Annotated in this window: 18 protein-coding genes and 2 tRNA genes; 6 read left to right on the plus strand and 14 right to left on the minus strand. The window is 71.7% G+C overall.

Annotated features, from left to right (window positions below):
* Positions 1-3 precede the first annotated feature (3 nt).
* Entirely contained in the window at positions 4-597 is a 594-nt protein-coding gene (locus BLR46_RS05570) for a DNA-3-methyladenine glycosylase (RefSeq protein WP_093249790.1), read from the plus strand.
* Between the two features lie 6 nt (positions 598-603).
* Here the strand turns inward: BLR46_RS05570 and BLR46_RS05575 are convergent, their stop codons facing one another.
* From BLR46_RS05575 to BLR46_RS15510, 12 genes are all read right to left on the minus strand, one after another.
* Positions 604-3,816, minus strand: coding sequence for a S41 family peptidase (locus BLR46_RS05575; protein ID WP_093249793.1), 3,213 nt, complete (start codon positions 3,814-3,816; stop codon positions 604-606).
* A gap of 59 nt (positions 3,817-3,875) precedes the next feature.
* On the minus strand, positions 3,876-5,153 hold the full coding sequence (gene clpX / locus BLR46_RS05580) for an ATP-dependent Clp protease ATP-binding subunit ClpX (protein WP_093249796.1): 1,278 nt from the start codon (positions 5,151-5,153) through the stop codon (positions 3,876-3,878).
* A 74-nt stretch (positions 5,154-5,227) separates the two neighbouring features.
* Positions 5,228-6,271 (minus strand): hypothetical protein, encoded by a 1,044-nt coding sequence (locus BLR46_RS05585; protein WP_143008221.1) that lies wholly within the window; start codon positions 6,269-6,271, stop codon positions 5,228-5,230.
* Positions 6,268-7,350 (minus strand): aminoglycoside phosphotransferase family protein, encoded by a 1,083-nt coding sequence (locus tag BLR46_RS05590; RefSeq protein WP_143008222.1) that lies wholly within the window; start codon positions 7,348-7,350, stop codon positions 6,268-6,270. The genes BLR46_RS05585 and BLR46_RS05590 overlap by 4 nt, the downstream gene beginning before the upstream one ends.
* On the minus strand, positions 7,343-9,100 hold the full coding sequence (locus tag BLR46_RS05595; RefSeq protein ID WP_093249802.1) for an ABC transporter ATP-binding protein: 1,758 nt from the start codon (positions 9,098-9,100) through the stop codon (positions 7,343-7,345). The genes BLR46_RS05590 and BLR46_RS05595 overlap by 8 nt, the downstream gene beginning before the upstream one ends.
* Positions 9,087-10,235: a glycosyltransferase family 4 protein gene (locus tag BLR46_RS05600; RefSeq protein WP_093249804.1), complete on the minus strand. Its 1,149-nt coding sequence runs from the start codon at positions 10,233-10,235 to the stop codon at positions 9,087-9,089. The genes BLR46_RS05595 and BLR46_RS05600 overlap by 14 nt, the downstream gene beginning before the upstream one ends.
* Positions 10,232-11,440 carry a glycosyltransferase gene (locus tag BLR46_RS05605; RefSeq protein ID WP_093249806.1) on the minus strand — a complete coding sequence of 403 codons (1,209 nt, stop codon included), beginning with the start codon at positions 11,438-11,440 and terminating at the stop codon, positions 10,232-10,234. The genes BLR46_RS05600 and BLR46_RS05605 overlap by 4 nt, the downstream gene beginning before the upstream one ends.
* Positions 11,437-12,630 (minus strand): glycosyltransferase family protein, encoded by a 1,194-nt coding sequence (locus BLR46_RS05610; protein WP_093249809.1) that lies wholly within the window; start codon positions 12,628-12,630, stop codon positions 11,437-11,439. The genes BLR46_RS05605 and BLR46_RS05610 overlap by 4 nt, the downstream gene beginning before the upstream one ends.
* Positions 12,631-12,788: 158 nt before the next feature.
* Entirely contained in the window at positions 12,789-13,427 is a 639-nt protein-coding gene (locus BLR46_RS05615; protein WP_176761705.1) for an ATP-dependent Clp protease proteolytic subunit, read from the minus strand.
* A 17-nt stretch (positions 13,428-13,444) separates the two neighbouring features.
* Positions 13,445-14,041, minus strand: coding sequence for an ATP-dependent Clp protease proteolytic subunit (locus BLR46_RS05620; RefSeq protein WP_093249811.1), 597 nt, complete (start codon positions 14,039-14,041; stop codon positions 13,445-13,447).
* Positions 14,042-14,199: 158 nt separating this feature from the next.
* Complete coding sequence (gene tig, locus BLR46_RS05625; RefSeq protein ID WP_093249814.1) at positions 14,200-15,636, minus strand: trigger factor; 1,437 nt, start codon at positions 15,634-15,636, stop codon at positions 14,200-14,202.
* A 154-nt stretch (positions 15,637-15,790) separates the two neighbouring features.
* On the minus strand, positions 15,791-15,925 hold the full coding sequence (locus BLR46_RS15510; RefSeq protein WP_281230825.1) for a hypothetical protein: 135 nt from the start codon (positions 15,923-15,925) through the stop codon (positions 15,791-15,793).
* Between the two features lie 67 nt (positions 15,926-15,992).
* Between BLR46_RS15510 and BLR46_RS05630 the strand changes: the two genes are divergently transcribed.
* From BLR46_RS05630 to BLR46_RS05650, 5 genes are all read left to right on the plus strand, one after another.
* A tRNA-Gly gene (locus BLR46_RS05630) sits at positions 15,993-16,063 on the plus strand.
* Positions 16,064-16,150: 87 nt separating this feature from the next.
* The gene (locus BLR46_RS05635) at positions 16,151-16,528 is read left to right on the plus strand and encodes a phage holin family protein (protein WP_093249815.1); all 378 of its coding nucleotides are present in this window, start codon (positions 16,151-16,153) and stop codon (positions 16,526-16,528) included.
* A gap of 49 nt (positions 16,529-16,577) precedes the next feature.
* Positions 16,578-16,650: transfer RNA gene (locus BLR46_RS05640), tRNA-Pro, on the plus strand.
* 33 nt (positions 16,651-16,683) lie between these two features.
* Positions 16,684-21,285 carry a DEAD/DEAH box helicase gene (locus tag BLR46_RS05645; RefSeq protein WP_093249817.1) on the plus strand — a complete coding sequence of 1,534 codons (4,602 nt, stop codon included), beginning with the start codon at positions 16,684-16,686 and terminating at the stop codon, positions 21,283-21,285.
* Entirely contained in the window at positions 21,278-22,141 is an 864-nt protein-coding gene (locus BLR46_RS05650; RefSeq protein WP_093249818.1) for a DNA-formamidopyrimidine glycosylase family protein, read from the plus strand. Before BLR46_RS05645 ends, BLR46_RS05650 begins: the two co-directional genes overlap by 8 nt.
* A 15-nt stretch (positions 22,142-22,156) precedes the next feature.
* Here the strand turns inward: BLR46_RS05650 and BLR46_RS05655 are convergent, their stop codons facing one another.
* The gene (locus tag BLR46_RS05655) at positions 22,157-22,504 is read right to left on the minus strand and encodes a UBP-type zinc finger domain-containing protein (RefSeq protein WP_093249820.1); all 348 of its coding nucleotides are present in this window, start codon (positions 22,502-22,504) and stop codon (positions 22,157-22,159) included.
* Positions 22,505-22,566: 62 nt separating this feature from the next.
* Positions 22,567-23,976: a tyrosine phenol-lyase gene (locus BLR46_RS05660; protein WP_093249822.1), complete on the minus strand. Its 1,410-nt coding sequence runs from the start codon at positions 23,974-23,976 to the stop codon at positions 22,567-22,569.
* Positions 23,977-24,101 lie beyond the last annotated feature (125 nt).

Raw genomic sequence — 24,101 nt, forward strand, 5'->3', positions numbered from 1 at the left:
CGCGTGGAGCCGCTCCCCCGCACCTTCTTCGAGCGCCCGGCGCGCGAGCTCGCGCCGAGGCTGCTCGGCTGCCACCTCGTCGCGGGCGAGGTCGTGCTGCGCATCACCGAGGTGGAGGCGTACGAGGGGCCGACGGATCCCGGCTCGCACGCCTTCCGGGGTCGCACCAAGCGCAACGCGACCATGTTCGGCGAGGCCGGCCACCTGTACGTGTACCGGCACATGGGGCTGCACTCGTGCTGCAACATCGTCGCCTCGACGGTGGACCACGCCAACGGCTGCCTCATCCGCGCCGGGGAGATCGTTCAGGGTGTCGAGATCGCCAGGGCCCGCCGTTCGGCGGCCGGGGTGACCCGTCGCGACTCCGACCTCGCCCAGGGGCCCGGGCGCCTCACCGTCGCTCTGGGGCTCACCTGGCTCGACGACGGGCTGGACCTCTGCGAAGGCGCTGGGCTGTACGTCGCCGACCGGACCGAACCCGTCGGCGAGATCGTCGTCAGCCCCCGCGTCGGGCTCCGGCCGGAGGCGACGGAGCCGCCCGAGCTGCACCTTCGGTTCCACCTCGCGGGCGATCCGACGGTCTCCCGTCCGCGCTGACCGCGCCTAGATGAAACGCGGCCGCCCGAGTGGCTTGGGCTGCTTGGCGGGCGTCTTCTCGAGCCGCTTCAGCGCCTCGCCGATGGCCGCGTCGAGCTGGGGGTCGCGCTCCGCGTCCCAGTCGGAGGGCGTCATCTCCACGACGATGTCCGGGTCGACGCCGTGGTTCTCGGCACCCATCCCCGACTTCTCGAACTGGATCCAGTAGCGCGGCTGGGTGACCTCGGTGCCGTCGACCAAGTGGAAGCGGCCGTCGATCCCGACGACGCCGCCCCACGAGCGCTCACCGATGACCGGTCCGAGCCCGAGCTCCTGCGCCGCCTGGGTGACGATGTCGCCGTCGGAGCCGGCGAACGCGTTGGTCACGAACACCACCGGCCCGCGCATGCCCTGCGCCGGGTAGGTGGAGGCGCCGTCGTGGTGCCGGGCGCCGGTGAACGCGATGACCTTGCGCATCAGCCGCTCGATCACCAGCTCCGACGTGTGGCCGCCGCCGTTGTAGCGCACGTCGACGACGACGCCGTCCTTCTTCGACGCCTCCCCGATGAGTCGGTGGAACTCCGCCCAGCCGGAGGCCACCATGTCCGGGACGTGCACGTAGCCGAGCCGCCCCTCGGAGGCCCGCTCGACGTAGCGCACGTTGTCGCGGACCCACTCGTGGTAGCGCAGCGGCACCTCGGAGGCGACCGGCACGACGGCGACCCGCCGCTTCATGCGCCCGCGGACGAGGGTGAGCTCGACGACCTTCTCCGCCGACCCGACGAGCAGCGCGCCCACGTGCGGGGCCTCGGAGGTGGGGCGGCCGTCGATGGCGACGATGATGTCGCCCGGCTGCGCCCCGATGCCGGCGGCCCTCAGCGGCGACCGTGCGTGCGGGTCCGAGGACTCGCCGGGCAGGATGCGGTCGATGACCAGTTCGCGCTTGGCGTTGCGGTGGAACTCGGCGCCGAGCCAGCCCACCATGGGGGCATCGGTGTGGGTGGCGGGCAGCACGTAGGCGTGGGAGGTGTTGAGTTCGCCGACGGTCTCCCACATCAGGTCCACGAGGTCGTCGTGCGTGGCGATCCGGTCGACGAGACCGCGGTACTTCGCCACGACTTTCTGCCAGTCGACGCCGTCCATGTCCTCGCGCCAGAAGTGGCTGGCCATGAGGCGGGCGTTCTCGTCGAACATCTGCCGCCACTCGGCCTGCGGGTCGATGTCGCGCCGCAGCCGCGAGAGGTCGACGTGCACGCGTTCCTCGTCCTCGGGCTTGGAGTCGGCGGGCTGCACCCACACCTCGTCGCCGGAGCGGACGACGAGCCGCTCGCCATCCCCGGACACCGCCACGGAGTCGGCGCCCTCGACGACGACCGTCGCCTTCCGCTGCTTGAACGAGTAGTGCTCGACGATGTCCTTGGCGTCCTCTGCCCCGGCGCGCCCGTCGCCCAGGACCGCGCTGCCGGAGGTCGAACGCGTCCACACCACCCCGTCCTTGACGGCGAGCAGGTCGCGGTACTGGCCCGACGGCACGGGGAACACGACCATGCGGTCCTCGAACCCGGCCGTGTCGAAGACGATCTCCTCGCCGCCCTCGTCCGGCTTGCCGCCCTTGTCAGCGCTCTCCTCGCTCTTCTCGTCGGACTTGTCGTCGTCCTCGGTCTCGCTGATCTGCCAACCGTCGGCGCTGACTCCGAAGGGCGCCGTCTCCTCCGGCGACAGCGGCGCGAGCCAGGGCCGCACGGTGTCGGTGAAGGACAGGTCGAAGGTGAGCTCGTCGTAGGAGGGGTCGATGGTGCGGCTGGAGAGGAACGCGAGGTGCTTGCCGTCGGAGGTGAACACCGGCGCGAAATCGTTGAACTGGCCGCGGGTCAGGGTGAAGGCCTTGTCGGCGGTGAGGTCGTAGCCCACGAGGCGGCCGTGCTCGCCCTCGTTGGCGATGGCCTCGCGCCACACCAGGTAGCGGCCGTCGGGCGAGAACGTGAACCCGGTGGGCTCCCCCACCGGAGAGCGGCCGATGCGCTTCAGGGAACCTCGCGCCACGTCGAGCAGGAAGATCGTGCCGTCGTGGCTGCCGACCGCCACCTTCGTGCCCGCCCGGTTGGGTTCGAGGGCGACGACGCGCCCGAGCCGTCCCTGCGCGAGGCGGCGGGCGCTGCCGTCGCCGTCCACGGCCTTGATCTCCAGGCAGTCCTCGCCCTCGGCGTCGGAGGCCCAGATGGCCTTGCCCGTCTTGCCGAGCAGACGCGGCTCCCTGATGCGCACGCCGGGGGTGTCGGCCAGCGCGCGGGCTGGGCCGGCGCGGTGGGTGAGGAAATAGGCGGCGCCGCGCCAGTCCAGCAGCGACCCGTCGCCCCCGTGGTCGGGGACGATGGCCTCGAGCCGCTCGGTGGGGGCCGCGGGCACGGGCTGCGGGCGGCCGACGCGGGTGCGGAGGTCGAGCCGTTCGGGCCGGCCCTCGAGCGACGTCATGTGGAACAGTTCGCCGCGGGAGTGGTAGATGATGCTGCGGCCGTCGGTGGTGGCGTCGCGCACGTAGCCCTGCTCGAAGGTGTGCTCGGTGTGCTGGCGGAGGTCGCGGCCCGTCGCGGTGACGGACCACAGCTGCGCCTGCGACCTCGGCGACTCGCCGAGGTCCGAGGTGAAGATGATGCGGTCGCCGTACCAGGACGGCCCCGCCAGGCTCGCCGCCTGGTTCGGCAGGATGCGCTTCCAGTCGGTGGCGCCGTCGGCGGAGAACCACAACCGGATCGCCATGCCGCCGCGGTAACGCTTCCAGCCCGCGGGGTCGCGGAAGTTCGGGCTGGCGACGACGACGCCGCGCCTGCCCTGGGCGGCGTCCATCGCGAGCCCGTAGTCCAGGCGCCGGACCTGCCCGTCGAGCGAGACGGCGTAGAGCCACGACAGTCCGCGCGAGATGGCCTCGTGCGACGAGGCGATCATGATGTTGCGGTCGTCGATCCAACGGGCGACGAGCATGCGGCCGGCGCTCAGCCAGGTGACGCGGCGGGAGCCGCCCGCCACGTCGGCGATGTAGAGGTCGAAGCCGCCGTTGGTGGTGGCCACGTAGGCGATCTGCTGCCCGTCCGGGGAGAACCGCGGGCTCCGAGGGGTGTCCTCGCCGCGGGTCAGCCGGGCCGCGACCCCACCAGCGGTTTCACCGAGCCAGAGGTCGTCGTCGGCGACGAACACCACCTGGCTGCCGTGGACGTGGGGATAGCGTCGATACCCATGGCTCATGAGTCAGAATCATAGCCCGCCGGGGCGGGGCCGGAATTCCGGCGGAGGGCCCGTCAGGGCTAGGCCGAGAGACCCCGGTGGGCCTCGATCTCGCCGCGGGTGATCAGCTGCGGGGAGGACTCCCCGTTGACCGCCTCGGCGGTGATCCGGACGACGGCGACCTCCTCGTCGGAGGGCACGTCGAACATGACGTCGAGCAGCAGTTCCTCGAGGATGGAGCGCAGGCCGCGGGCACCGGTGTTGCGCGCGAGGGCGCGGTCGGCGATGGCGCCGATGGCGTCCTCGGTGAACTCCAGCTCGACCCCGTCGAGGTCCAGAAGCTTCTGGTACTGCTTGATGAGCGCGTTGCGCGGCTCGCGGAGGATGCGCACCAGCGCGTCGCGGTCGAGCGGGGCGACGGTGGTGATCATGGGCAGGCGACCGATGAACTCGGGGATGAGCCCGAACTTGTGGAGGTCGTCGGGGCGGACCTGCGCGAACGGGTCGTCGAGCTCGTGCTTCGGCTCGACGTTGCTGTTGAAGCCCAGCGGACGCTTGCCCAGGCGGTTGCTGATGATCTCCTCGAGGCCCGAGAACGCGCCCCCGACGATGAACAGCACCTTGGTGGTGTCGATCTCCAGGAACTCCTGGTGCGGGTGCTTGCGGCCGCCCTGCGGGGGCACGGAGGCGACCGTGCCCTCGATGATCTTGAGCAGCGCCTGCTGCACGCCCTCGCCCGACACGTCGCGGGTGATGGAGGGGTTCTCCGACTTGCGGGCCACCTTGTCGATCTCGTCGATGTAGATGATGCCCGTCTCGGCGCGCTTGATGTCGAAGTCCGCGGCCTGGATCAGCTTCAGGAGGATGTTCTCGACGTCCTCGCCGACGTAGCCGGCCTCCGTCAGCGCGGTCGCGTCGCACATGGCGAACGGCACGTTCAGCATGCGGGCCAGGGTCTGGGCGAGGTACGTCTTGCCGCAGCCGGTGGGACCGATCAGCAGGATGTTGGACTTGGAGACCTCGACGTCCTCCGCTTCGCTGCGGCGAGGGCCCTTGTGCTCGGCCTGGATGCGCTTGTAGTGGTTGTAGACCGCCACCGACAGCGCCTTCTTCGCGCTGTCCTGGCCGATCACGTAGGTGTCGAGGAAGTCGCGGATCTCGCGCGGCTTCGGCAGCTCCTCGGTGAGCACGGAGGACGAGGTCTCGGGGAACTCCTCCTCGATCATCTCGTTGCACAGCCCGATGCACTCGTCGCAGATGTACACGCCGGGGCCGGCGATGAGCCTCTTGACCTGTTTCTGGGTCTTGCCGCAGAAATTGCACTTGAAGAGGTCACGAGACTCGCTGATCCGTGCCATGGTTGCGCTCCTTCCTCCTCAGTTCGCCTACCAGCCTACCCAGTGCATTGTGCATGACCCGCGCAACATGCCAGTCACCGGAGCACCGGCTTGGTCAGCCACACCTGCAGCCATTGCTGGGCGAACGGCTGCCAGCGGGGACGATAGGCGTAGACCGCGGCGAGCCGGAGCGCGGCCGCCGACTGGGCGAGTTGCAGGCGGTTCTGGGACACGCCGAGCGTCTCCGCCATCTCGCTCACGGCGTGCAGCACGACGTCGCCCTGCGCCTGCGTCCACTCCCCCTGCGCGACCCTGAGGATCGAGTGCACCGCGAGGTTGCCGAGGTCGAGGGCGGGCTCGGCCATGGCCAGCGTGTCGAGGTCGAGGAGCGCGAGTTCGCCGGTCGACTCGTCGAACAGCAGTTGCCCGTCGTGCAGGTCACGGTGCGCGAGCAACGCGACGTCCGGCGAGCCGCCGACGAGCTGCTCGGCGACGCGGGCGACGGTCTTGCGGGCCGTGCCGGTGGTGTCGACGAGCACGCCCCGGTCGAGCGCCCCCGCGACCCAGCCCTCGAGGACCCGCGCCTCGTCGGCGGGCGTGTGCGCCGGGATGCCGGGGGTCTCGACGGTGGCGAACAGCGGCCAGCGGTCGAGCCAGGAACGCCACACGTCGGCCCAGCGCTCCGGGGCCACGTCGGCGAGTGCACGGCCGGGCAGTGCGGGGCTGGCGAGCACGCCGGCGGCGGTCACCGTCGGGGCGGCGGTGAGGAACCCTGCCGACTGCCCGATCGCCGCGCCGAGGACGTTGCGCTCCGCCAGCGACTCCGCCCGGCGCTCCGGGACCACCTTGACGAACAGGTCTCCGTGGCGCACGACCGCCCGTTTGCCGTAGCGGTGGCCCAGCAACTCGCCGTTCACGTCGGCCAGGGCCGGCAGGGCGGGATCCTCGCCGAAGGGGGCGATCGTCGCGTGCTCGACGGTGCCGGCGCGGCCCAGTTCGAGCTCGCCGGCCCGCACGAGCCCGCGGGTGTCACGGCCCTCGATGCGGAGGGTGACGGTTTCGGCCGACGGTTCGCCGGCGGGCCAGGCGCGGGTGATCAGGACGTCGCCCACGGAGCGGGGCACTGCGAGGAAGGTCATCGCCGCCATTGTTCCATCTGGTCCAGGCGGTCCGAGATCCGGTCCCGCCAACGGGGGTCGGCGTCGCGCAGCGGTTCCATCAGCCGGGCCGCGAGGCCCGCGAAGACCCAGGGCCTGAGTGCGTCGCCCGGGTCGACGCCGTATCCCTCGAGCAGCGGGCCGGTGAGCGGCGTTCGGCCCGAGAGGAGCTCGACCGCGTGGAAGCCGCCGAGGTCCTTCAGCCGCGGCGCGAGACGGTAGCGGTCGAAGTCCAGCAGCCACACGCCTCCCGGCCCGATGGCCACCTGGTCGGCGGAGAAGTCGCCGTGCGCGGGGACGAGGTCCGTCTCGGTGAGGTCGGCCTCCTCGACGAGTCGGCGGGCCCGCCGGCCGAGGTGCTCGTCGAGCACGGCGAGGTCCTCGGCCTGACGGAGCAGCGCGGCCCGCGTCGATCTGGGCTCACGCGCGTCGCCGCCGACGGTGTGCAGCCGGGCGAGGGCCTCCCCCGCCCGGCGAGCCGCCCACTCCCCGTCAGCGGAGGGGTGGGCCAGGTCCGACTCGCCCTCCCAGGCCCAGGTGCTCGTCGACCGCGTCCGCTGCAGGGGCACGATGGTGGGCACGCCGTCCGCGAGGAGCCCCCGAGCGCGACGTTGGGCGGCCTTCGCGTCACCGCGCTCCCCGTGGACGCGGATGCTGACCGGTGCCCCGTCGAGGGTGCCGCGGAGCACCGCGCGGCGGTGCGGGTTGTACCGGAGCAGGACGCTGCCGGCGCGCTGCTCGTCGCCGAGTTCGGCGAAGCCCGCGGCCAGTTCGGGGTCGGAGGCCACCGGGCCGAACGCCAGCGTGAGGCCATCGTGCTCGATCACCCGGATCCGCTGGCCCGCGCGTCCCGCCCGGCGGACGGCGCGGACGATCCTCGGGTCGTGCGCGCGGCTCGCCACCTGCGCCCACCCGTGGACGCCGTCGGGGGTGTGCAGCGCGGCGACCGTCGAGAGGCCGGGCTTGTGGCGGAGGCGTTTCGCCACCACCTCGGTGCCCACGAGGGCGGAGAGCCGCTCTGCGTCGAGGAACAGCGCCGCGGTCCGCATCGGGTCAGCCACGGCGCGACCCCAGGAAGGCGTCGCCAGCGCCCTGCCAGACGACCCTCCCCCGCTCCAGCCGGAACACCCAGTCGCAGGCGGCGGCCACCTGGTCGTCGTGGGTGACGACGATGGTCGTCCGCCCCTTGGTGAGCGTCTCGATGGCGGCGAGCACGGCGTCGGCGTTGTCGCCGTCGAGGCCGGTGGTGACCTCGTCGAGGACGACGATGGGCGCGTCCCGCAGCAGCGCACGCGCGATGGAGATGCGCTGGCGCTGCCCGCCCGACAGGGTGCCGCCGCGTTCGCCGACGAGGTGCTGGTACCCGTCGGGCATGGCCATGATGAAGTCGTGCGCGCGCGCCGCCCTCGCCGCATCCATGACCTCCTCGTCGGTGGCGTCGAGGCGGCCCATGCGGATGTTGTCCATGACGCTGCCGCTGAAGAGCACGGCCTCCTGCTGGACCAGCGCAACCTGGGAGCGGAGGAAGTCGATGTCGAGCGTCCGCAGGTCCATGCCGTCGGCGAGGACGACACCCTCCGACGGGTCGATCAGTCTGGGCACCAGCGACGCGAGGGTGGACTTCCCGGAGCCGGAGTGGCCGACGAAGGCGACCCGCTCCCCCGGCACGATCTCGAGGTCGATGTCTGAGACGGCCTCGTGCCGCTTCTGGAACCGGACGGTGACGCCGGAGAAGCGCAGGGCACCCGTGAGCGCGGGGACCCGGCGGGGCGCGCCGACGGGGCGGATCTCCGGTTCGACGTCGAGGACGTCCGCGACCCGTTCCCCGGACGCGGTGGCCCGCGCGATCCGGCCGGTGTACTTGGCCATGTCGCGCAGCGGCTTCATCGCGGTCTTGAGGTAGGTGGTGAAGATCACCAGGTCGCCGGGCGTCATGTTCAGCGTCATGACGCGCCAGCCGCCGAAGACCAGCACGGTGGCCGTCGCGATGCCGATCAGCAGGTCGGTGCGTCGCTCGAGCCCCGCGGCCAGCCGCTTCGACTTCACCCCGTCCCGCAGCGACTTCGCGTTGCTGCCCTGGAACCGGTCGCCCAGGTGGCGCTCGAGCCCGTACGCCTGCACCACGGAGATGGCCCCGACGGTCTCCTGCGCGATGTTGGCGAGGTCCCCCTCCGCCTGACGCGTCCTCCGGGAGGCGGTCGTGATCTTCGACGTGGAGGTGCGCGAGGTGAGCGCGAACGTCGCGGCGGCGACGATCACGACGACCGCGAGCAGCCAGTCGAGGAAGAACATCACGACCGTCATGGCGACCAGCGTCACCAGGTTGGCCAGCATCGGCAGCCCGGCCGTCACCGCGACCTCCTGCAGCCGCCCCACGTCGGCGATGAGCCGCTGGACGAGGTCACCGGAGCGGCTGGTGGCGTGGAACCGCCGCGACAGCCTCGCGACGTGGCCGAAGACCCGGGCCCGCAGCGCCGTCGCCACACGGGACCCGGCGAGCGCGAACGCCACCGTGGCAAGGTAGTTCGCCAGGGCGCGCAGGCCGACGATGGCGACGGTGGCGGCCCCGGCCAGGAGCAGCAGGCGCAGGCTCGCCGTCGGGCCCGTGCCGGCGAGGTCCGCGCCGAGGCTGCGGGTCAGGGCGTCGATGACGAACTTCAAGGGCCAGGGCTCCAGGACCCGGAACACCACCTCGAACAGCAACGCCACGACGCCCCCGGCCATGACCGGCCCGTGGCCCCGCAGGTGCGGCCGCACCAGCCCGAGCGTGCGGCGCAGGGCCGAGCGGGAGGGCTTGTCAGACGCGGGCATGCTCCCCCTCTATCGTGCGCGCCAGCACCTTCTCCCAGGTGTGCCGGCCGGTCATCAGCTCGCGCCCGGCGGCGCCCATGCGGCGCGCCGTGGCGGCGTCGGCGACGAGCCGGTCGATGGCGGCGGCGAGCTGGTCGGGACGGGAGGGTTCCACCAGCAGGCCGGTCTCGCCGTCGCGGACGATCGTCGGGATCTGCCCGACGCGGCTCGCCACCACCGGCAGTGCGGCGGCCGAGTACTCGAAGACCTTGAGCGGCGAGAAGTACTGGTCCCGCTGCTCCGGGTACGGGGCGGCCGCCACCCAGGCGCCGGCCATCGCCGCCGGGATGCCCTCGGGCGGGACGGCGCCGACGAAGTCGACCGCAACGCCGAGACTGTCAGCGAGGTCGCGCAGTGCGGACCCCTGCGGGCCGTCGCCGACGATCCGCAGCCTCCACCGTCGCCCCGCGAGCGCGGCGGCGCGGATGAGGTGCTCCGTCCCGTGCCAGGGCTTCAGCGTGCCGACGAACAGCACGGTCGGCTCCGTCCCGGGAACCACCGGCGCGATCCGGTCCACGTTCACCCCGTTCGGGGCGACGACGACGCGTGCGGCCAGTTCGGGATCGCCCGCCTGGGCCAGGCACCAGTCGGCGACCGGCCGGGACACCGCGGCCACCCGCGTCGCCGCGTGCAGCTGCGCCCGCAGCGCCCCGCGCGCCCATGCCTCGTCGACGAGGATCCGGTGGTCGCGCTGCTCCTCCACCAGGGGCGCGTTCACCTCGAGGTAGGCGGGGACGTCCAGCCGCTGGGCCACGAGCGACATGGCGACGGAGAACAGGGAGAACCGCTCGTAGACGACGTCTACTTCGTCGGCGATGGCGGCGCGCGCGAGACGCCGCGAGACGTCGGCCACCTGCTGCTCGCGGTCGGCCGTCCGCTCCTCGTCCGTGGCACCTCGGCCCTTGCCGACGGGCATGACGGTCACGGCCACGTCCTCGAGGTCGTGCGGCCGGTGGTCGCCGAGCCTCGTGCAGTAGACGTGCACCTCCGCCCCGCGGGCGCGCCAAGCGCGAACGATCTCCTGGACGTGCACCGAGGCCCCCTTCGTCCCGAACACGGGGATGCCGGGATCGGCGCAGATGTAGGCCACCCTCATGCGGTCACCTCGCTCAGCAGACGGGACTGGCGGGCGGTGTCGTACTCGCGCTCCACCAGCTCGCGGGCGGCACGGGACACCTCTGCGCGGGGGAAGTCGGGGTCGGCGACGTCGAGCAGCGCCCGAGTGAGCCCGTCCCGATCGCCGGGTTCCAGCAGCAGGCCCGTGGCGGGGCGGCCGTCGCCCCCCGCGTGCACGGCCTCCGGGATCCCGGTGACGCGGGTGGAGATCGGGACGACACCCGTCGCCATCGCCTCGAGGAGCACGGTCGGAAGCCCGTCGGCGTTGCCGTCAGCGCCGACGACGCAGGGCGCGGCCATCACGTCGGCCCAGCGCAGCAGCTCGACGACCTCGTCCTGGCTGCGCGGGCCGAGAAAGGTGACCGCGTCCCCGAGCCCGAGGTCGGCAGCGAGGCGACTGAGATCGTGGGCCAGCTCGCCGTCGCCGGCGATGCGGACGTCGAGCTCGAGCCCGTGGTCCCGGGCGGCGCGGGCGCTGTCGAGGAGCACGTCGAACCCCTTCTTCTCGACGAGCCGGCCCACGGCGGCCACCCGCAGCGGTCCCTCCGGGGAGCGCGGCTCTCGGTACGGGAAGCGGGCAAGGTCGAGCCCGTTGCGGACCAGGTGCAGGTGGTCGGCGACCTGCGGGAACCGGTCAGAGAGGTGCTCGAGGTTGTAGCGGCTGATCGTGATCACGCGGTCGGCGCGCGTCAGCAGCTCCTCCAGCAGACGCTCGTCGACGTCCTCGTGGAAGATGTCCTTCGCGTGCGCGGTGACCGACCAGGTGATGCCGGCGAGGTGCGCCGCGATGCAGGCTACGCGGGCCGCGGAGTTGGCGAAGTGGGCGTGCAGGTGGTCGATGCCGTCCGCCCTCACGCGTCGCGCCAGGTCGAGCCCCTGGGCGAGGTCACCGGAATCGATGCGGTGGACGAGGGGCATGAGCTCGGCCAACCCGTGCAGGGCGCCGGGCAGCTCGGCGTCGACCGCCTTGATGGATGAGAAGAGGTCGGAGGCCTTCGAAGGACGCGCGAGATGGGTGACGGGTGCCTGGACCTTGGCGATCTCGGGGTGGAAGCGCGCGTCGGTGGTGGGTCGGGTGGCGTAGATGGCCAGCTGTTCGCCGGCCGCCTCCCGGGCCAGGATCTCGGTGACGATGAAGGTCTCTGAGAATCGGGGGTACACCTTGACGACGTAGCCGGTGGTCATGCCGCCACCCCCGCCCCGTCATGCTTGCCGACGAGCAGCGCTGCGGCGAGCGAGCCCACCGCTCGCAGTCCGTCGAGGTCGAGCCCGTCCCGTCGGACCTCCCGGCCCACCGCCCGGGCGATCCACTCACCGAGTTTCCCGGGGTCGAGTTGCTCGAGGCGGATGGTCTCCGCCGCCCCGATGGCGGCGAGGCCCTCGGCGCGGATCACCTGCTCGAGGCGTGGGCGGCTGCGCGGCACGAGGAGGTGCGGCACGCTCGTGGTCATGGCCTCCGTCACTGTGTTGTAGCCGGCCATCGAGACCAACGCCGAGGCGTGGCTGATGGAGGCGAGTCCGTCGGGCACCTGGTCCACCACGCGCGTCCCCGGACGAGCGTGGGCGACGATGGCCCGCCGCTCCTCGGCGGGCATCTGCGGGCCGGTGACGACGACGTGCTGGTACCCGCTGGGGACCGGCGCACGCACCGCGACGTCGCAGAGCGCGGCGCCGTCGGAGCCGCCGCCGACCATGGTGAGGACGTATGGGACCCGGGGCCGTCGCGCGGGCCGGGCGGGCCTGCCGTTGGCCAGGTATCCGGTGTAGGCGACGAGGCACTTGAGCCGAGCGGGGACCTCACCGGTGGCGAGCGGGTCATGCACCCGGGGGTCTCCATAGAGCCAGATGGCGTCGTACAGCGCGGCGAGGTCTTCGGGGTCGCCGAGCCGCTCCCATTCCTGGGCGGCCACGGCCGGCTCGTCGAGCACCTCCCGGAGCCCGAGCACGATCGAGGCCTGGGGACGTTCCTCACGGAGCGTGCGGAGCGCCCGCTCGAGCTCACCGCGCAGGCCGAGGGCATGCCGGTCGACGATCACGAGATCGGGCTCGAACGCCCCGACGGAGGCGGCGAGCAGTTGCGAGCGGATCCGCAGCAGCCGAGACATCGACACGTCGACGCGTCGCGGCGCGTAGCCGCCCGACTCCTTCGTGAGGCCGGGGAGGGAGACGTGGTCGAAGCCCGCGGGGAGCTGGTCGGAGATGGAGTCGAACCCGGTGAAGAGCAGCCCGGTCACCGCGCGGCCGGTGAGCCGCGGCAGGTGCGTCGCCAACGACTGCGCCACCGCGAGGTTGCGGCGGATGTGGCCCAGGCCCTGCGAGTCGTGCGAGTAGAGCACGACCCGCCAGGGGCGGTCACTCTTGGGGCGGTGGAGCATCGGGCGGTCCTTTCCTCGGTACGAGGAGTCAACCAAGGTCCGCTGAAGGCTCGATTAACCCTTTGTGAGAGGATCCTCACAATTCTGCACCGTCCACCCATGCAGCAGCCCCGGGCGCTCTCGCTGCCCGGGGCTGCTCGTCGGTCGTGCTTCGAGGCTCAGAGGTCCTTCATCGAGGTGAGCACGTCGTCGATGATGCCGTACTCCTTCGCCTCCTGGGCCGTGAGGTACTTGTCGCGCTCGATGTCCTTCGAGATCTTCTCGATGGGCTGGCCGGTGTCGTCGGCGAGCATCTGCTCCATGAGGGAACGGATGCGCAGGATCTCGCGGGCCTGGATCTCGAGGTCCGAGGACTGGCCGCTGCCGCCCTCGGTGGCCGGCTGGTGGATCAGGATCCGCGAGTTCGGCAGGGCCAGTCGCTTGCCCTTGGCGCCGGCCGCCAGCAGCACGGCCGCGGCGGAGGCCGCCTGGCCGAGGCAGACGGTCTGCACGTCGGGCTTGATGTAGCGCATGGTGTCGTAGATGGCGGTGAGGGCCGTGAAGGATCCGCCCGGGGAGTTCAGGTAGATCGAGATCGGCCGCTCGGAGTCCATCGACTGCAGCACCAGGAGCTGGGACATGACGGCGTTCGCGATGTCGTCGCTGATCGGGGTGCCGAGGAAGATGATGCGGTCCTCGAACAGCTTCGTGTAGGGGTCGACGCGGCGCACGCCGTAGCTGGTGCGCTCCTCCCACTGCGGGATGAAGTAGTCCATCGACGGGCCGGCCGGGGCCAGGCCGCCGGGCAGGTGGGCCATGGCGTTCGGGTTGGTGATCACTGGTTGGGTGCCTCCGTCTTGATCTGCGACGCACGCTCGTAGACGTGGTCGATGAAGCCGTACTCGAGCGCCTGCTCGGCGGTGAACCAGCGGTCGCGGTCCGAGTCCTTCTCGATCTGCTCGACGGTCTGCCCCGTGTGCTCGGCGATGAGGCGGGCCATCGTGCTCTTGATGTGGAGCGACTGCTCCGCCTGGATCCGGATGTCCGACGCGGTGCCGCCGAGGCCACCGGAGGGCTGGTGCATCATGATGCGGCTGTGCGGCAGCGCGAACCGCTTGCCGGGGGTGCCGGCGGACAGCAGGAACTGTCCCATCGAGGCCGCGAGGCCCATCGCGACGGTGGCGACGTCGTTGCTGATCCACTGCATGGTGTCGAAGATCGCCATGCCGGAGTCGACGGAGCCGCCGGGCGAGTTGATGTAGAGGTAGATGTCCTTGTTGGGGTCCTCCGCGTTGAGGAGGAGCATCTGGGCGCAGATCGCGTTGGCGTTCTCGTCGCGGACCTCCGAGCCGAGGAAGATGATCCGGTTGGCCAGCAACGCCGAGTAGACGTTGTCGGTCATTCCCAGTGCGCCGCTGCCGGGTGCGGCCATGGTCGGCAAAGTTAGCTTCTCAGTCACGGACACAAACCTACCGGGCAGTTCGGCCCCACCCAACCATCGGCGCGGATGTTCGCCCGAAGCCGACTCGCGGGCCAACAAGGGAAAAGGGCGGCCCGGCCGGAGCCGGACCGCCCTCGTCAGGCGCTGGTTCAGGCCTTCTCGGCCTCGTCCTCTTCGTCGAACTCGGTGACGACCTCGGCAGCCGGAGCCTCCTCGTCGGCGTCCTCGGTGTCGAGGAGCTCCGGCTCCTCCTCGGCGACGACCGGCTTCGGCATCTCCACCACGTTGCCGTCGGCGTCCTTCACGACCGCGAGCGCGCAGATCTGCGCGAGCGACTTGCCGCGGCGGACCTCACCCATCCACTCGCCCATGTGGTTGTGCTCCATCATGTGCTGGATCTCCTGCTGCGGGGAGCTCCCGGACTGCTGGGCCTTCTGGAAGATGAGCTCGGTCAGGTCCTGCTGGGACACGTCGACCTGGTTCTCCTCGGCGAACTTGTCGAGGATGATCTGCGCGCGGAGGGCCTCCTCGCCGCGCTTGTTGAGCTCGGCCCAGAACTCCTCCTCGGTCTCGGCCTCCTCGTCCTCGGCGTCCTCGAGGTACTGCTTCAGGGTGAGCCCGGCCTGGGCGAGCTGGCGCTCGACCTGCTGGCGGCGGGCCTCCAGGTCGGCCTGCAGGACCTTCTCGGGGAGCTCGAAGCTCGTGCGGGCGACGACCTCCTCGATGACCTTGTCGCGAGCGTTGGCGATCTGCTCCTGCTTGGCCTGCGCCTCGACGGCCTTGCGCAGGTCGTCCTTCATCTCGTCGACCGTGTCGAACTCGGAGACCAGCTGGGCGAACTCGTCGTCCACCTCCGGCAGCTCCTGCGCCTGCACCTTGTTGACGGTCACCTCGATGTCGGCCTCCTGGCCGCGGTGGGCGCCGCCCAGCAGCGTGGACTGGAAGGTCTTGGACTCGCCGGCCTTGAGGCCGGTGACGGCCTTGGCGAGGCCCTCGAGCATGTTCTTGTCGTCACCGATCTCGTACGTGATGCCCTCGGCGGCGGCGTCGGAGAGCTCCTCGCCGTCCTTCGTCGCCTTGAGGTCGATGGTGACGAGGTCGCCCTTCTTGGCCTTGCGGGTGACGTCCTTCTGGGTGGCGAACCGCTTGCGGAGCAGCTGGATGCGCTCCTCGAGCTGCTCGTCGGTGGACTCCGCGTTGTCGACCTCGACGGTGATGTCCTCGAACTTGGGCAGCTCGAACTCGGGGCGCACGTCGATCTCGGCGGTGAACTCGACGACCTCGCCGTCCTCGAGCTTCGTCATGTCGATGTCGGGCTGCGACAGGGGGGTGATGTCGTGCTCGGCGACCGCCGCGTTGTACGCCGCGGGCAGCGCCTCGTTGATGGCCTCCTGCAGCACGACGCCGCGGCCGAAGCGCTGGTCGATCACCGCTGCCGGCACCTTGCCCTTGCGGAAGCCGGGGATGTTCACCTGTCCCGCGATCTCCTTGTAAGCCTTGTCCAGGTGCGGCTTCAGGTCGGCGAACGGGATCTCGACGGTGAGCTTCACCCGCGTGGGGCTGAGCTGCTCAAGGGTGCTGGGCACGAAAGTTGTCTCCTGTGATTACGAATGTGACTGTGCAATCCTAGCGATCCGCGCCAAGATTCAGAATCGGCGATGGTTGAGTGGGTCACGGGTCCCATGATGGTTGAGCGCCGACCGCGGAGCAGTCGGCTGGTCGAAACCACCGTGCGCCGCGTCAGATTCCCAGCAGCAGCGTCTGGACGGCCGCGCCGGCGGTCATCACCACCATGCCGAGCACCAGCACCAGTGCGACGACCCGCACCCAGTGCGGACGGCCGCGCTCGGGCTCCTCGTTCGGCTGGTAGAGCACGCCCAATCCCTCCCGGCTGCGCACTTCGCTCGTTCCGCGCGCCTGCTGCTAAACTTCATCGACGTTCGCGGATGTAGCTCAATGGTAGAGCTCCAGTCTTCCAAACTGGTGGTGCGGGTTCGATTCCCGTCATCCGCTCGATGGCACCAGCTTAGGTGCTTCCCAGGGAGCTGCCCCACCAGCCATTTCGCGGCAGCGAAGCGGCCCCTTCAGTACCGTGGAGCCATGAAGACCGTGCTCCGCATCGTCGCCATCGCGATCGCCACCGCCGTCGCCGTCTGGCTGGTCCCCGGCATCACCCTCACCGCGAACTCGACGCAGTCCCAGATCCTCACCCTCCTGCTCGTCGCCGCCGTGATCGCGCTCGTCAACGCGTTCGTGAAGCCGTTCGCGACCGCGCTCGGCGCCTGCCTCATCATCCTGACCCTGGGCGTCTTCTACCTCGTGATCAACGCCCTGATGCTCATGCTCTCGTCGTGGCTGGCGGAGGTGCTGGGCCTGGGGTTCTCCGTCGACGGGTTCTGGCCAGCGCTGTGGGGGTCGATCATCATCTCGATCGTGAGCGCCGTCACCGGCGGGCTGCTGGGCGCGAACAAGGACTGAGAGCGTCTCGGCGCCGATGCAGTAGACTGCAGCAGGCCCGCGAGGGCACCGGGGCGTAGCGTAGTGGCTAGCGCGCCTGCTTTGGGAGCAGGAGACCGCAGGTTCGAGTCCTGTCGCCCCGACCGCTGGATTCCCCCCTTTGGCAGTATTGCCCCATGACGGTGACCGACCACGACGCGCTGGTGCGCTTCTCGGAACCGTCGCGCGCCTGGTTCACCGAGGTGTTCCGCTCCCCCACCCCCGTGCAGGCGGCCGCCTGGGATGCGATCGGGCAGGGACGGCACTCGCTCGTCGTGGCCCCCACCGGCTCCGGCAAGACGCTGGCCGCGTTCTTCCACTTCCTGGACCGCCTGTCGCAGGAGCCCCGGCCCGACGACATCGGGACGCGCGTGGTGTACGTGTCGCCGCTGAAGGCCCTGGGCGTCGACGTGGAGCGCAACCTGCGCGCCCCGCTCGTCGGGATCCGGCGCACCGCGGAGCGGTTGGGCGTGAGCACGCCCCCGCTGACCGTCGGCGTCCGCTCCGGCGACACCACCCCCAAGGAACGGGCCGCGCTCGTGCGTCGCCCTCCGGACATCCTGATCACCACGCCCGAGTCCCTGTACCTGATGCTCACGTCGCGGGCTCGTGCCACCCTCGCCGGAGTCGAGGCGATCATCATCGACGAGATCCACGCGCTCGCCGGCACCAAGCGCGGCTCCCACCTGGCGCTCACCCTGGAACGGCTCGACGCGCTGACCGGGCGCGACGTGCAGCGCGTGGCCTTGTCTGCCACCGTCCGGCCGATCGACCGCGTCGCTGCGTTCCTGGGCGGCGACCGCCCCGTCGAGGTGGTCGCCCCGCCGTCGGAGAAGGCGTGGGACGTGTCCGTGCGGCTCACCGTCGACGACATCACCCAGCCGGGTCCGCCACCAGGCGGCCCGCCGCCAGAGAGCCTCGACCCGCTGCTGTCGGCGCCCGCGGAGACCACGGAGTCGCTGTGGCCGCACGTCGAGCAGGACGTGTACGAGTCGGTGATGGCCGGCCGCTCGACGCTGGTGTTCACCAACTCCCGCCGCACGGCCGAGCGCCTCACCGCGCGCCTCAACGAGATCTGGGCCGAGGAGCACGACCCGGAGTCGCTCGCCGCCCCCTCCAGGCGTCCGCCCGCGCAGGTCATGGCCTCCTCCGACGAGGTGGGCGCGGCCCCCGCGGTGATCGCCCGCGCGCACCACGGGTCGGTGAGCAAGGAGGCGCGCGCCGACATCGAAGCCGCGCTCAAGTCAGGCGAGTTGAAGTGCGTGGTGGCCACGTCGTCGCTCGAGCTCGGCATCGACATGGGCGCCGTGGACCGCGTGATCCAGGTCTCGTCCCCGCCGTCGGTGGCGAGCGCGCTGCAGCGCATCGGCCGGGCGGGGCACGACGTCGGCGCCGTCTCGCGCGGCACCGTGTACCCCCTGCACCGGGGCGACCTGATCCCGTCGGCGGTGGTCACCGAGCGCATGCTCCGCGGCGAGATCGAGGAGATCCGCATCCCCCGCTCGCCGCTCGACGTGCTCGCCCAGCAGACCGTCGCCGCGGCTGTGGCCGCGGACGAGCTGGGGCTGGACGTCGAGGAATGGTTCGAGTCGGTGGGCCGCGCCATGCCGTTCGCCGGGCTGGACCGCGGGTTGTTCGACTCCGTGGTCGAGCTCCTCACCGGCGCCTATCCGAGCGCCGACTTCGGCGATCTGCGCGCACGGCTGGTGGAGTCCGACGGCCGGCTGCACGCCCGCACGGGCGCGCTGCGGCTCGCGGTCACCTCCGGCGGCACCATCCCCGACCGCGGCCTCTTCGGCGTCTTCCTCGCCGGCGAGGAGGGGCCCGGCCGCCGCGTGGGCGAGCTCGACGAGGAGATGGTCTACGAGTCACGGGTCGGCGACGTGTTCGCCCTCGGCGCGTCGTCGTGGCGGATCGTGGAGATCACCCGCGACCAGGTGCTCGTCGTCCCGGCCCCCGGCCACACCGGCCGGCTGCCGTTCTGGCACGGCGACATGGAGTCGCGGCCCGCGGAACTCGGCCGAGCGATCGGTCGCTTCCACCGCGAAGCGCTGCGTGGGGCGGAGCGACTGGAGCAGGACATCCTCACGCCGCAGGTCCGCGCCAACATCCGCGGCTACCTCGCCGAGCAGAAGGACGCCACCGGGCACGTCCCCGACGACACCACCGTCGTCATCGAGCGGTTCCGCGACGAGGTCGGCGACTGGCGCTTCGTGCTGCACTGCCCCCTGGGCCGCGCGGTGCTGGCGCCGTGGGCGCTGGCCATCGGGTCGTCGCTGCGGTCGGCCACCGGCATCGACGTGGTCCCCGTGGCCTCCGACGACGGCATCATCTGGCGGCTGCCCGACAGCGAGACCGCCGAGCAGATCCTGGACCACGTCATCCCCGACGCGGATGCCGTCGTCGACACCGTCACCGAGGAGGTGGGCGGCACCGCCCTCTTCGCCGCCCGCTTCCGCGAGTGCGCGGCCCGCGCCCTGCTGCTCCCGCAGCGCGACCCCGGCCGCCGGAGCCCGCTCTGGCAGCAGCGCCAGCGCGCCGCCCAGCTGTTGGAGGTGGCCCGGCACCATCCCCGATTCCCGATCATCATCGAGACCGTCCGCGAGGTGCTGCGCGACGTCTACGACCTCCCCGGCCTCGTCGAGGTGCTGCGCGCCGTGCACAAGGGGGCGCTGCGCGTCGTGGAGACGACGACGCCGACCCCCAGTCCGTTCGCCGCCACCATGCTGTTCCGCTACACCGGCGAGTTCATGTACGAGGGCGACGTGCCCGTCGCCGAGCGCCGGGCCGCCACCCTGTCGATGGACCCGGCGCTGCTGGCGGCCGTCCTCGGCACGGTCGACCTCCGCGAACTGTTGGACCTGGAGGTGATCGAGCAGGTCGAGGCCGAACTGCAGCACACCACCGACGAGCGCCGCGCCCGCACCGTCGAGGAGCTCGCCGACCTCCCCCGCCTGCTCGGTCCGATCCCGTTCGACTTGCTGCCTGCCCGGCTCGTGCCAGAGCTCGGCGCGACGATGGATGCCGCCGTGGAGCAGCTGTCGGGGCGGGTCTTCGTCGTCCAGTTCGCGGGCCGGCCGCACCTCGCCGCCGCCGGCGACCTGGGGTTGCTCCGCGACGCGCTCGGCGTCCCCCTGCCCCCGGGCGCCCCCGAGGGCGCGACCGCCGAGCCGGGCCGGGACCCGCTTACGCAACTGGTGATGCGCTACGCCCGCACCCACGCGCCGTTCACCCCGGCCGGGATCGCGACGGCGTTCGGGCTCGGCACCGCCACCGCCGACCTCATCCTCGAGCGGGAGGCGGCCGCGAAACGCCTCATCAAGGGCCACTTCACGCCCGGCCGCACGGAGACCGAGTACTCGGACCCCGAGGTGCTGCGTCGCATCCGCGGCCGCGCGCTGGCGGCGGCCCGGGCCCAGATCCAACCCGTCTCCACCTCGGGCCTCGCACGGTTCCTGGCCTCGTGGCACGGGCTCGACGAGCGGCCGGAGTCCAGCCCCGACGAGGTGTTCACCGCCCTACAGCGCCTCGCCGGCGCGGCCCTGCCGGCGAGCGCGTGGGAGACGCAGGTCCTGCCGTCGCGGGTGCGCGGCTACTCGCCGTCGCACCTGGACACCCTGCTCGCCGAGGGCGAGGTGGTGATCCGCTTCCGCGGCGCGCTCGGCCCGGGCGACCCACTCGTCGCGCTCGTGCCGGCCGCCGACCTCGATCTGCTCGCGCCCCCGCCCGCCCCCGAGAAGGAACTGGCGGGGCTGGCCGACGAGTTGGGCGCCTCGGGGGGCCTCTTCACCGAGGTGCGCTCCGCCCGCGAGCGCGCCAGCGGCGCGCTGCAGGACACCCCGGAACTCATCGAGGCCTGGTGGCGCGCGGCCGAGGCCGGGCTCATCGCCCCGACCTCCATGGCACCGGTGCGCGCACGCATCACGGGCTCCGGCAAGCCCGCCCACCGCGGCGCACGGCCGCCGGCGCGCAGCCGGTCGCGGCTCCCCCGCCCCGGCCGCGCGCTGCTCGGCCGCCCCAGCCTCGACGGGGTCGCCCCCGCTGTGGCGGGCCGCTGGTACCGCGTCGCCGACCCCGCGCTGCCACCCGCCGAGCAGGCGATCGCCCGCATCTCGGCGTGGCTGGAGCGGTTCGGCGTGATCACCCGGGGCGCGGTGATGGCCGAGTCCCCCGAGGGCGGGTTCGCCGCCGCGTACCATGTGCTCGCCGAACTTGAGCGCGCAGGGAAAGTGGTGCGGGGCTACATCGTCGACGGGCTCGGCGGCTCCCAGTTCGCCACCTCCGCCACCGTCGACCACATCCGCACCTTCGCCGACAGCCCCGACGACACCACCTGGCCCTCCGGCGTCGCCGACGCCCAGCCGGTCGTGCTGTCCGCCTCGGACCCCGCCAACCCCTACGGCAGCATCGTCGGCTGGCCCGAGCACCCCACGGTGCGGGTCACCCGGGCCGCGGGGGCACTCGTCGTGCTCGCCGACGGTCTCTGCCTCGCGCACCTGACCCGCGGCGGCCGCAGCCTCACCATCTTCGAGTCTGCCCACGGCCCGTCCCGCGACGAGGTGGTGGGGCTCGTCGGGCGCGCGCTGCACCAGGCCGTCACCGAGCACCGCGTACCGAGGATCAAGATCGAGTCGCTCGACGGCGAGCCGCTCGGGTTCGGGCCGGACCTCGAGGCGCTCATCGCGGCCGGCGCGCGGAACACCCCGCGGGGTGTCGTGTTCGAGGCGCGCCGTGCCTGAGGGCGACACCGTCTACCAGCTCTGGCAGCGGCAGCAGCCGCTCGAGGGCCGCGCCATCACCGCCTGGGACGCGCGCGTCCCGTCGCTCGCCACCACCGACGCCACCGGCGCGGTCATCGAACGGGTCTGGCCGTGGGGCAAGCACCTGTTCTGGCGGATCGTCTCCGAGCGCGGCGTCGACGTCCTCCACACCCACCTGCGAATGGACGGCACCTGGCGCGTCCACGCCGCCGGGAGCCGGTGGAGCGCCCCCGCCCACACCGCCCGCCTCGTCGTGCGCGTGGCCGGGTCCCCGGATCCTTCTCGCGAGGTCGAACTCGTCGGCCACGACCTCGGGATGGTGGAACTCTGGCCGGCCGAGCAGTACGAGAAGCGCACCGCCCATCTCGGGCCCGACCCGCTGGGCCCCGACTGGGACGCGCCCGGGCGCTGGGACCGGCCCGGGCGCGAAGAGTCCGTCGACCGCTTCGCCGCACAATCGGGCACCACCGTGGGCGAGGCCCTCCTCGACCAGCGCGTGATCGCCGGCCTCGGCAACGTCTTCCGCGCGGAGCTGTGCTTCCTCCTGGGCGTCCACCCCGCCTCCGACGTACGCAGCCGGGAGCCGGAGTTCGTCGTCGACCTCGCGGCCGAGGCGCTGCAGTTCAACCGGGAGCGCGTCGCCAGGCTCTTCACCGGGGTCGACAGGGCCGGCGAGCGCACCTTCGTCTACGGGCGCGAGGGGCAACCCTGCCGACGGTGCGGCACCCCCGTCCGCAGCGGACGGCTGGGCGGCGCCACCAGCGTCGCCGATCCCCGTGCGGGGCAGGACCGCATCGTGTACTGGTGCCCGAGGTGCCAACCGCTGCAGGGCTGAGGCGGTTTGGAGGCCTCAGCGGTGGATGTGTTGGCGCCAGTCGGGCGGCACGCGTCCTTCCGGTCCGGGGGCCGGCTGGTCCTCCGGGTGCGACGTCGGGGGAGCCAGCCGCACCTCGTCGGCGTAGTCCTCCTGGGCGTAGTCCCACATCCAGCTCTCGCCGGGCTCGAAGCTCTGCATGATCGGGTGACCGGTGGAGCGGAAGTGGGCGGTGGCGTGCTGCCCCGGGGAACTGTCGCAGCAGCCGATGTGCCCGCAGGCCGCGCAGCGGCGGAGGTGCACCCACCAGCCGCCGGACGCCTCGCACTCGTCGCAGCCCGTGCCGCTGGGCGGCACCTCGGTGTCGATCGCGATCTCGCTCATGGCTCGACGGTACGCCTCCGGCCCGGTCCGCACAGGGGTTCCGCGGCTTCGCGGGCCGTTCTTCAACCCAACGGCTCGAACCGCGCCTGGAAGAAGCGCAGGTACTTCGGCTCGTAGACCATCCGCAGCCCCTTCACCGACTCGCGCTGGTCGAAGCACTCCTTGACCGCCTCCGCCACGACGTCCATGTGCGCCTGCGTGTAGACCCGCCGCGGGATCGTGAGGCGCGTGAGCTCGAGCTTGGGGCGTCGGTGCTCCCCCGTCACCGGGTCACGGCCGGCCGAGACGATGCCGCGCTCCATGGCGCGGATGCCGGAGTCGAGGTACAGCTCGGCCGCGAGCGTCTGCGCCGGGAACTGCTCCTGGTCGAGGTGCGGGTAGAAGGCGCGCGCATCGAGGAAGATGCCGTGGCCGCCGATCGGCTTCACGAACGGGATCCCCCACTCCTCCAGCAGCATCCCGAGGTAGCGGACCTGCCCGATCCTCGACTTCATGTGGTCGTCACGCACCGATTCCCGGATGCCGACCGCCATGGCCTCCATGTCGCGCCCCGCCATGCCGCCGTAGGTGTGCAGCCCCTCGTAGACGACGACCAGGTTGCGCGCCTCCTCGTACACGTCCGGATCGTTGGTGGACAGCCATCCGCCGATGTTGACGAGCGGGTCCTTCTTGCCCGACATGGTGGCGCCATCGGCGTAGGAGCAGAACTCCTTCAGGATCTCGGCGATGGGGGTGCCGGCGTAGTGCTCGTCGCGCTCCTGGATGAAGAGCGCGTTCTCCACCGCCCGCGTCGCGTCGAGGTAGATCGGGATCCCGTGCCGGGCGGTCAGCTCCCGTACCGCCCGCATGTTGTCCATGGAGATCGGCTGGCCGCCCGCCATGTTCACGGTCGCGGCGACGCAGACGTACGGGATCTGGTCGGCGCGCACCTCGTCGATCAGGCGCTCGAGCTTGGCCAGGTCGACGTTGCCCTTGAACTCGAAGTCCGAGGACGTGTCGTGGGCCTCGTCGACGACCACGTCGTGGAAGGTGGCCCCGTTGGCCTCCTGGTGGTAGCGCGTCGTAGTGAAGTACATGTTGCCGGGCACGTGGTGGCCGGGCCGGATGAGTGTCGAGGAGAGGATGTTCTCGGCGCCGCGGCCCTGGTGCGTGGGCACGAGGTACTTGAACCCGTACACCTCACGGACGGTCTTCTCGAGGTGGTAGAAGTTCTCGCTCCCGGCGTAGGCCTCGTCGCCGAGCATGATGGCCGCCCACTGGCGGTCGCTCATGGCGTTGGTGCCGGAGTCGGTCAGGAGGTCGATGTACACGTCGCGGCTGTGCAGCAGGAACGTGTTGTACCCCGCGTCGGCGATGGCCCGCTCCCGCTGCTCCCGGGTGGTCATGTGCAGCGGTTCGACGGCCTTGATCTTGTACGGCTCGGCCCAGCTGCGGCGGTCCTGCTGCTGCCCCATGGTGTGGAGGCTCGGCATAACGGCTTCCCTTTCGGATACGGCCGGGCCTCGCTGCCCGGCACCACCGATGCTATTGGCGGCGGGGTCGGTCCGGGGCGGGACGTTGGCAACCAGCCCGACGGGCTGAGGGGCCACCTGTGCGG

Source organism: Tessaracoccus oleiagri (assembly GCF_900103275.1).
In the GTDB taxonomy this organism is placed as follows: domain Bacteria; phylum Actinomycetota; class Actinomycetes; order Propionibacteriales; family Propionibacteriaceae; genus Arachnia; species Arachnia oleiagri.